A 7,859-nucleotide genomic window follows, 5' to 3' on the forward strand; every position below is an offset into this window, starting at 1 on the left:
ACAACAGTGTTCCAGGATCACGAGCGGCGCAGTGGTGAGACGTGGATTCGCACCACCAGCACCCAAACGGCCATTCCCGATGATGTCCTCTCCTCACTTCCTGCGGCCCAAACCCTGATCCGCCGGGAACACCACGTCACCCATAGGGATGGGGGAATCACCCAGGAGGTGCGATATGCCGTGAGCAGCAGGCTGCTCACGGCCCAGGAAGCTGAAGACATCTGGCGGCAGCACTGGGGCATTGAAAACCGGAGTCATCACCGACGCGATACGATCTTCCACGAAGATCGCTGTCGATTGCGTCAGGGCGCACAAGGACTAGCGGTGTTGCGCGGCATGTTGCTGAGTCTCCTTCACGCTCAAACAAGCCGCCTCACGTCATTTGTTAGGATTTTGCGCTATGACCCATTGGCTGCCTTGAGCCTTCTGCAAGTGACCCCCGGTTAAGATAAAAGCCTGCTCCACACGGTCTTCACTGGCGCGCAGCCCCAGGATGAGCGACACTGGGGCCACACCATGACGACTCCCCTCCAACGACAGACGCTCAGTGGACAGGTTTTGCTGCCCTCCGGCGAATTGATCCCCGCGCGGCTGGAGTTTGGCCATCAGATCAGCGCTATCTTGCCGGATTCCACAGCTCCCACCCACCGTCTGATCCTGCCCGGTTTCATCGACACCCATGTCCACGGCGGCAGCGGCGCGGACGCGATGGACGGCCCGCAGGCGGTGCGGACGCTGGCCCGCTTTCACGCCGCGCACGGCACCACCACGCTGCTGCCCACCACCATCACCAATCCGTGGGAGAACGTGCTGGCGGCCCTGCGCGGCATCCGGCAAGTGATGGACGAAGGCGGCGTGCCGGGCGGGGCAGACATCGTGGGGGCGCATCTGGAGGGGCCATTCATCAGTCCGGGGCGGCTGGGCGCGCAGCCACCGAACACGCTGGAGCCGACGCCAGAGCGGATCGCCGAGGTGCTGGCTTTGAACGTGGTGCGGGCCGTGACCATCGCGCCGGAAGTGCCGGGGGCACTAGAAGCCTCGTTTGAAATGGCGCGTGCAGGCGTGCGAATCGGCGTGGGCCACACGCGAGCAGATGCCGAAACCGTGACCGCCTTCCTGAACGCGCTGAATGCGGTGGGGGCCAGAACCTGCGCCACCCACCTCTACAACGCGATGGGGGGCATCGAGGGCCGCATTCCTGGCCCACCCGCCGCGCTGATGGCCGACGCCCACGCTTACCTGGAAGTGATTCTGGACAACATCCACGTTCACCCTGGCAGTTTCCGGCTGGCCTGCGCCGCCTCGCACCGGGTCATGCTGATCACCGATGCCATGCGCGCCGCTGGCCTGGGCGACGGCATCAGCGAACTCGGCGGCCAGCGCGTGATCGTCAAGGATGGACAGGCGCATCTGGAAAGCGGCTCTCTGGCCGGAAGCCTGCTGACGATGGATATGGCATTGAAGAATGCCATGCAGGCGGGCATTTCTCTAGCAGAAGCAAGCCAGATGGCGAGTGGAACGCCCGCCCGTTCTCTGAACCTGAGTGACCGGGGAATGTTGGAGCCGGGCCTGCGCGCCGATCTGGTGGTGCTGGACGCCGATCTAAATGTTTTGGAAGTTTACGTGGGGGGCCACAAAGTCAGTGCTGAGCCACAAACTCCAGAACCGCCCCGTTAAACTCCTCCGCCCGCTCCACAATCGGAATATGCCCGGTACCGGGGTACGTGATGAACTCCGCGCCGGGAATGTGGGCGGCCAGATGCTGCCCATTCTCGTAGCGCACCAGCGGATCGGCGTCGCCGTGAACCACCAGCGTCGGCACCAGCAGCTTTTCCAAGTCGGCGGTCACGTCATGCGTGCGCGTGGAGCGAAACTGACGGGCGTAGCGCTCCGGCGTCAACGGGCGGTAATCGGCGTTGGCGGCAATCGCGTCGGCGGCCTCCGGGTGGGCGTCCAGAAAACCGGGGGCCATGATCAGGCCATAGGTGCGGCGGGCGCGTTCGCCGGGCGACAGGGTGAAATCGGGGCGCAGGGCGTCCAGGCCCGCTTCCTCCGGCCCCACATGGCTTGCCCCGCCCGCAGAGGTGGAAACCAGCGTCAGGCTCTGCACCAGTTCCGGCCAGCGCACCGCCAGATTCAAGGCGATAAACCCGCCCATGCTGATGCCCACCACATGCGCGGGCGCGGCGTTCATGGCCCGCAGAAAGGCGGCGGCGTCATCGGCCTGATCGGCGGTGGAGTAGTCGGCATCCGTTAAGTCACTGTCCCCGGTGTCGCGGTGGTCAATGGAGAAGGTGCGGTACTTCTCGCCAAAGACCGGAAGCTGTCCGCGCCAGCCCAGGCGGTTGCTGCCCAGCCCAGTCAGAAAAAGGACGTTGCCCTGCGGGTGTTCGGGGCGAACCTCGTCGTAGGCCAGCGTGCGGGTGCCAATGTTGCAAAAGCGGGGTTCGGGAATCTGCTGGGTCATTAAAACCACGTCTCCTGCATCTCGTGGGTGGTGGCGTCGGCACTCGCCAGCAACTGGGCGTGAAACTCAATTCTGGGCAGTTCGTAAATGGCAAAGAAGCGGGCGGCCTGCAACTTGCCGTGGTAAAAGTTGGCGTCGTCGCCCTTCGCCTCTGGCAATGCGCGCGCGGCGGCGGCAGCCTGCCTCAGCCACATCCAGCCCACCACGGTATGCCCCAGCATTTCCAGGGCGCTGTTGGCATTCGCCAGAAAGAGGTCCGGGCCGAGGTCCACGGCTTTGCCCAGGATGACTTTCAACGCGCTCTGATTCTGCTCCAGCGCAGTTTTCAGAGCGGCACGAATCTCATCCAATCCATCCAGACCTTCGGCGGCTTGCAGATCGGCCTCAATACGCGACATCAACACTTCCAGGCCGCGTCCGCCCGCCTGCGTCAGCTTGCGGCCCAGCAGATCGTTGCCCTGGATACCCTCAGTCCCCTCGTGGATGGGGTTCAAACGGTTGTCGCGGTAGTACATTTCCACCGGGTAATCGCGGGTATACCCGGCCCCGCCCATCACCTGAATGGCGTCGCTCAGCGCCTCCTGGCTGTACTTGCTGGGCCAGGACTTGACGATAGGGGTCAGCAGGTCCAGCAGCAGTGAGGTATCGGCGCGGTCCTCTTCCGGCCCGGTTTGCAGATCGTCCACCAGACTTGAGGCGTACAGGCCCAGCGCCATCCCACCCTCCACGAAGGCTTTCTGCCGCAGCAACAGCCGCTTCACGTCCGCGTGACCGATGATCGCGATGGCGGGGCTGAGGGGATCTTTATTGCTGGCGGCGCGGCCCTGCGCGCGTTCACGGGCGTAGTCCAGGCTTGCCAGATAGCCCGCGTAGCCCAGCATCACTGCGCCCATACCGACGCCAATGCGGGCCTCGTTCATCATGTGGAACATCTGACGAAGGCCCTGTCCAGCCTCGCCCACCAGCTCGCCCACCGACTCGCCGCCCTCACCAAAATTCAGCAGCGTGTTGGTGGTTCCCCGGTAACCCATCTTGTGGTTCAGGCCCGCCAGCACGACGTTGTTGCTCTCGCCGGGGGTGCCGTCGTCGTTGATCCGGTAACGCGGCACCAGGAAGAGGCTGATGCCCTTCACGCCTGCCGCGCCGCCTTTGATCCGCGCCAGGACGAGGTGGACGATGTTCCCCGCCAGCTCGTGTTCGCCGCCCGAAATCCACATCTTGCTGCCGCTGATGCTGTACGTGCCGTCGTCCTTCGGCGTGGCCGTGGTGGTGATGTCGGCCAGCCCGGACCCGGCGTGCGGCTCGGACAGCGCCATCGTGCCGAACCAGCGGCCCTCCACCAGCGGCAGCATGTACTTTGCCTGCTGCTCTGGGGAGGCGAACACCCGCTGCAAATTGGCGTTGCCGATGGTCAGGAAGGGATAGCCGCTACTGCCCACATTGGCCGCCTGAAAGTGTGCCTGCACGGCCTGGGTCATCACCCACGGCAGTTGCAGGCCGCCCAGTTCCTCGTCGTGGTGGGCGCTGAAGAATCCGGCCTCGCGGAAGGCGCGCATGGCGTCCCCCACCGCCGGGAGGAGCTGCACCTTGCCGTCCACCACATGCGGCTCGTTCAGATCGGATTCGCGGGCGTGGCTGGCAAAATACTTGTCGGCCACGTTGTAGGCCAGATTCAGCACGTCCTCGTACACCTCGCGGCTGTGATCGGCGAAGCGGGGACGCTGGGGCAGGGCGGCAGTGTCCAGCACTTCAAACAGTTGAAAACGCAGGTCTCGCTTGCTCAGAAAGGGGGCCATTGCAATTACTCCTTGATGGGAAGACCTGATTCGGCTGAGAATCGGCCAGAGGGATGTCCGTTTGCGTCTACTTTGAACGTTGACGTTAATATAGGGCATTCTATCCGCCGTTCCGTCCCCACTCCCCAGGAGGTTCCACCATGCGCGCCCTGATCTGCCAGACCTTTGACCAGCCCGAAACCCTGACCGTCCAGACCCAGCCCGACCCCACGCCCAGCGCCAATGAGGTTGTTTTAGAGGTCAAGGCGGCGGGCGTGAATTACCCCGACGCGCTGATGGTCATGGGCCAGTATCAGATCAAGCCCCCCCTGCCTTTCGTGCCAGGAGCAGAGGCAGCAGGCATCATTTCCGCTGTTGGTGAAGGCGTCAAGCACCTGAAAGTCGGGCAGCGGGCGGTGGCCTTTACCGGACTGGGGGCCTTCGCCTCGCATCTGAAGGCGGATGCGGTAACAGTCATGCCGCTGCCGGACGGCATGGATTTTGAGGTGGCGGCCACGTTGCCCCTCGCCTACGGAACCACCATGCACGCGCTGGTAGACCGCGCCCAGCTCAAAGAGGGGGAAACCCTGCTGGTGCTGGGCGCAGCGGGCGGCGTGGGACTGGCAGCGGTGATGATCGGCAAGGCGCTGGGCGCACGGGTGATCGCGGCGGCGGGCAGCGACGAGAAGCTGCAACTGGCCCGTGAACACGGCGCAGACGAGGGCTTCAACTACGCTACCGAGGACCTGCGCGAACGCCTGAAAGCCCTGACCGGCGGCAAAGGTCCAGATGTGATCTTTGACCCGGTGGGCGATAAATTTGCCGAACCCGCCTTCCGCAGCATCGGCTGGGGCGGGCGCTATCTGGTCATCGGCTTCGCAGGGGGCGAGATTCCCAGACTGCCGCTAAACTTGCCGCTGCTCAAGGGTGCGTCGCTGGTGGGCGTGTTCTGGGGCGAATTCGCCCGGCGCGATCCGGCAGCCAACGCCCGCAATCTGGCGCGGCTCTCAGGCTGGGTCATGGACGGCACCGTCAAACCGCTGGTCAGTCAGCGCTACTCGCTGGAAGACGGCCCACAGGCCATGCGTGACTTGCTGGAACGGCGCGTCACTGGCAAGGTGGTCATCACCCCTTGAGCGAGCCTTCCAAGACACCTGAGCAGACCACCTTCTACACCACCGCCGAACTGGCCCGCGAGGCTGGGGTCACGCGCCGCACGGTGATGCATTACGCCGAGTTACAACTGCTGACCCCCGATCTGACCACGGTGTCGGGGCGGCTGCTGTACGGGCCGTATTCGCTGCGCCTGCTGCGCGATCTGATTGACCTGCGCTCACTGGGGATGCCCTTGGAAGAGGCCCGTGACATGGTCACCCTGCGCCGCGCCACCCACGATCTGGCGGGCAACCGCCGCCGCGACTGGAAGCGCGAGGACGTGCCCCTGAGTGATGAGCGTTTGCAGGCCCTCCAGACCCGGCTGCGCGCCATCAACGCGGCGTATGAGCGGCAGGCCGACAATCTGGCCCGCCTGGACCGCTGGTTGACCAAACGGTTCACGGGAGAAGGGTAGACCGGGCTGCGGCTGACTGGGTTGAGGCTGACCACGTTCTGGCTCTTGACAAAAATTCAGTGATCATCTGAAACGGACGGCTGCAACAACAGAAAAAGAACATTGCGCCATGCCGATCCGGGTTGCTCGTCACGTGACGAGCAATTCTCTCATTTTCCCGTCCTTGCACCAATCGCCTGAGATGTCCGGTAGTCCGTGGGTCTGAAACCGCTCAGGTCACGTCGGGATGAGCCGTCTGAAGATGACCCAAATGCTGGAGTAGACCCGCAGTAAAGGCGTCTAAGCTGCCTTCCACCTTGGCTCTGGAGGCCAGCCGCGTGACTTCCTGCGGGTCCGGCTGACCGACGATCATTCCCATTCGCAGCAGGGCGTACTCGCTGACGCTCAGGCGCTCACGCAGCAGGAATTGCAGGGTCTTGAGGGCCGCCTCCACCTGCGCTTCCAGGGGCTGAGGCTCGTCGGTGGCCTCCACCAGCGTGGGCATGTTGGAGGGTGAGGTGCTGCTTTTTTTCTTCGCCTTCTCTCTGGGGGCATCCGGCTCAGGGTACTTGTCATCGGAATCGCGGATGATGTCCACCAGCAATGCTGAGCGGTTGCGGGCCTTGAAACCGCCAGCGAGCAACCGGATAAATTTGGACAGGCGCGCCTGCACATGCGTCTCACCGTACTCCTCAATCAGCCTGCGGGCCACCGCGCCAGACACCCGGTACTCCTCCAGTTCCAGAATCAGCGGACTGTCGGGCAGGGTGGATTCCTCCTGATCCGCCAGATCGGCGAAACGGTAGGTCAACTCCTGCTTCTGGCCCCGGCCCTCGTACTCCACCGCGCTCAGGTACTGCCGCTCCATCAATTCCTCGTGCGCGCCCTGCAAGGTAGAACGGATCTTGTTGCTGCGGCGGTCCACGATCTTGCACGCCTCGGCCCAGTCGATCAGGTTGACGGTGAACGACGCCAGTGGCTCACGTGGGTCCTCGGGCGGGTAGCGCCGCGCGTCCAGCAGGCGATACAGGGCGCGGGTCAGCGGGCGGTCCAGACTGGTCAGAAATTCCAGGTCCAGCGGCTTGGTGTACTGGGCGCGGATGGATTTGGTGATCGGTGACGCCAGCCTGATCTTGAGGGTGCTGCTGCGGCTCAGGCCCAGGTCCTCATCCCCGCTGGTAAATTCCAGGGCTTCCAGGTAGTTGAAGGTCACCGTGGTCCAGTTGCCCCGGCGGTGGTCCCGCCACGCCTCCGAGGCGGTGTAGGTGGAAGTTCGCAGCCGGAACAGCGTCTGGCGCAGGTTCTGGTAGTAGCGCCCGGAATCGTGCAGGCCCGCGCGTTTCAGAATCTGGTAGGCGGTGGTGTGCAGTGTGCCGTCCTCCGGGCAGCCGTCCTCCACGTACAGGTCAATCAACGCGGTGGAGATGTCGCCGTCCAGCCCGTGCGGCACACCGCCATACTTGGGAATCGCGTCGCAGCTCAGCCGGGCAGGGCGGCCCTCGACATGGAAATCGACGGTCCATGAAGTAAAGCTGTCTGGCACGCGCTCCTGGATGCTGATCAACCCCAGCCGTCCCACGTTGGCCTCGTCAATGCGCGAGATTTCTCTGGGGGAAGCAGGTCTGGTTGCCGAGCGTGATTTTGGAGAACGTTTGGTGCCAGTCAACGCCATTTCCTCCCGGTTTTGATTTATGCATAATACCCCCCAAAAACGCTCAAAACCACTACCGTACTACTCAGGCGATTCGGGATTCCGACTACCGGACAACTCAGGCGGTTTGAACGGCGAAAAGCGGACTAAAACTTGTCTCAGTCGGAATTATCAGCTTGTTTTAGACTGGCTTCTCGAACTACCGGACTACTCAGGCGATTGGGGACCAAACTACCGGACAACTCAGGCGATTCGGTCTTACAAGTACCGGACTACTCAGGCGATTGACCTCTTACAGCTACCGGACTACTCAGGCGATTCGGTCTTACAAGTACCGGACTACTCAGGCGATTGGCAGTTTCGACTACCGGACAACTCAGGCGATTCGGTCTTACAAGTACCGGACTACTCAGGCGA

The 7,859-nt window shown here is 63.2% G+C and carries 6 protein-coding genes and 1 pseudogene; 4 read left to right on the top strand and 3 right to left on the bottom strand.

Going from position 1 to position 7,859, the window contains the following annotated elements; genetic code table 11:
* Nucleotides 1-447, top strand: a pseudogene (locus tag BOO71_RS10055) (hypothetical protein); the annotation flags it as partial.
* A gap of 69 nt (nt 448-516) precedes the next feature.
* Nucleotides 517-1,677, top strand: coding sequence for an N-acetylglucosamine-6-phosphate deacetylase (nagA, locus tag BOO71_RS10060; RefSeq protein ID WP_075831912.1), 1,161 nt, complete (start codon nt 517-519; stop codon nt 1,675-1,677).
* Here nagA and BOO71_RS10065 read toward each other — a convergent pair.
* Nucleotides 1,640-2,467 (bottom strand): alpha/beta fold hydrolase, encoded by an 828-nt coding sequence (locus BOO71_RS10065; RefSeq protein WP_075831914.1) that lies wholly within the window; start codon nt 2,465-2,467, stop codon nt 1,640-1,642. The two genes, nagA and BOO71_RS10065, sit on opposite strands and share 38 nt — an antisense overlap.
* Nucleotides 2,467-4,263, bottom strand: a complete 1,797-nt coding sequence (locus tag BOO71_RS10070; RefSeq protein ID WP_075831916.1) for an acyl-CoA dehydrogenase — start codon at nt 4,261-4,263, stop codon at nt 2,467-2,469. The genes BOO71_RS10065 and BOO71_RS10070 overlap by 1 nt, the downstream gene beginning before the upstream one ends.
* A gap of 140 nt (nt 4,264-4,403) precedes the next feature.
* Between BOO71_RS10070 and BOO71_RS10075 the strand changes: the two genes are divergently transcribed.
* Both BOO71_RS10075 and BOO71_RS10080 read left to right on the top strand, forming a co-directional pair.
* Nucleotides 4,404-5,378 (top strand): NADPH:quinone oxidoreductase family protein, encoded by a 975-nt coding sequence (locus tag BOO71_RS10075; protein ID WP_075831918.1) that lies wholly within the window; start codon nt 4,404-4,406, stop codon nt 5,376-5,378.
* Nucleotides 5,375-5,812, top strand: a complete 438-nt coding sequence (locus tag BOO71_RS10080; RefSeq protein ID WP_075831920.1) for a MerR family transcriptional regulator — start codon at nt 5,375-5,377, stop codon at nt 5,810-5,812. The genes BOO71_RS10075 and BOO71_RS10080 overlap by 4 nt, the downstream gene beginning before the upstream one ends.
* 211 nt (nt 5,813-6,023) lie before the next feature.
* Here the strand turns inward: BOO71_RS10080 and BOO71_RS10085 are convergent, their stop codons facing one another.
* Nucleotides 6,024-7,457, bottom strand: coding sequence for a replication initiator protein A (locus tag BOO71_RS10085; protein ID WP_254843109.1), 1,434 nt, complete (start codon nt 7,455-7,457; stop codon nt 6,024-6,026).
* Nucleotides 7,458-7,859 lie beyond the last annotated feature (402 nt).

The organism is Deinococcus marmoris (assembly GCF_001949125.1).
GTDB lineage: Bacteria > Deinococcota > Deinococci > Deinococcales > Deinococcaceae > Deinococcus > Deinococcus marmoris_A.

Excerpts from the sequence above, each read along its gene's own strand:
- BOO71_RS10075 (WP_075831918.1), top strand. The coding sequence starts at position 4,404 with ATGCGCGCCCTGATCTGCCAGACCTTTGACCAGCCCGAAACCCTGACC.
- BOO71_RS10065 (WP_075831914.1), bottom strand. The coding sequence starts at position 2,467 with ATGACCCAGCAGATTCCCGAACCCCGCTTTTGCAACATTGGCACCCGC.
- nagA (WP_075831912.1), top strand. The coding sequence starts at position 517 with ATGACGACTCCCCTCCAACGACAGACGCTCAGTGGACAGGTTTTGCTG.
- BOO71_RS10070 (WP_075831916.1), bottom strand. The coding sequence starts at position 4,263 with ATGGCCCCCTTTCTGAGCAAGCGAGACCTGCGTTTTCAACTGTTTGAA.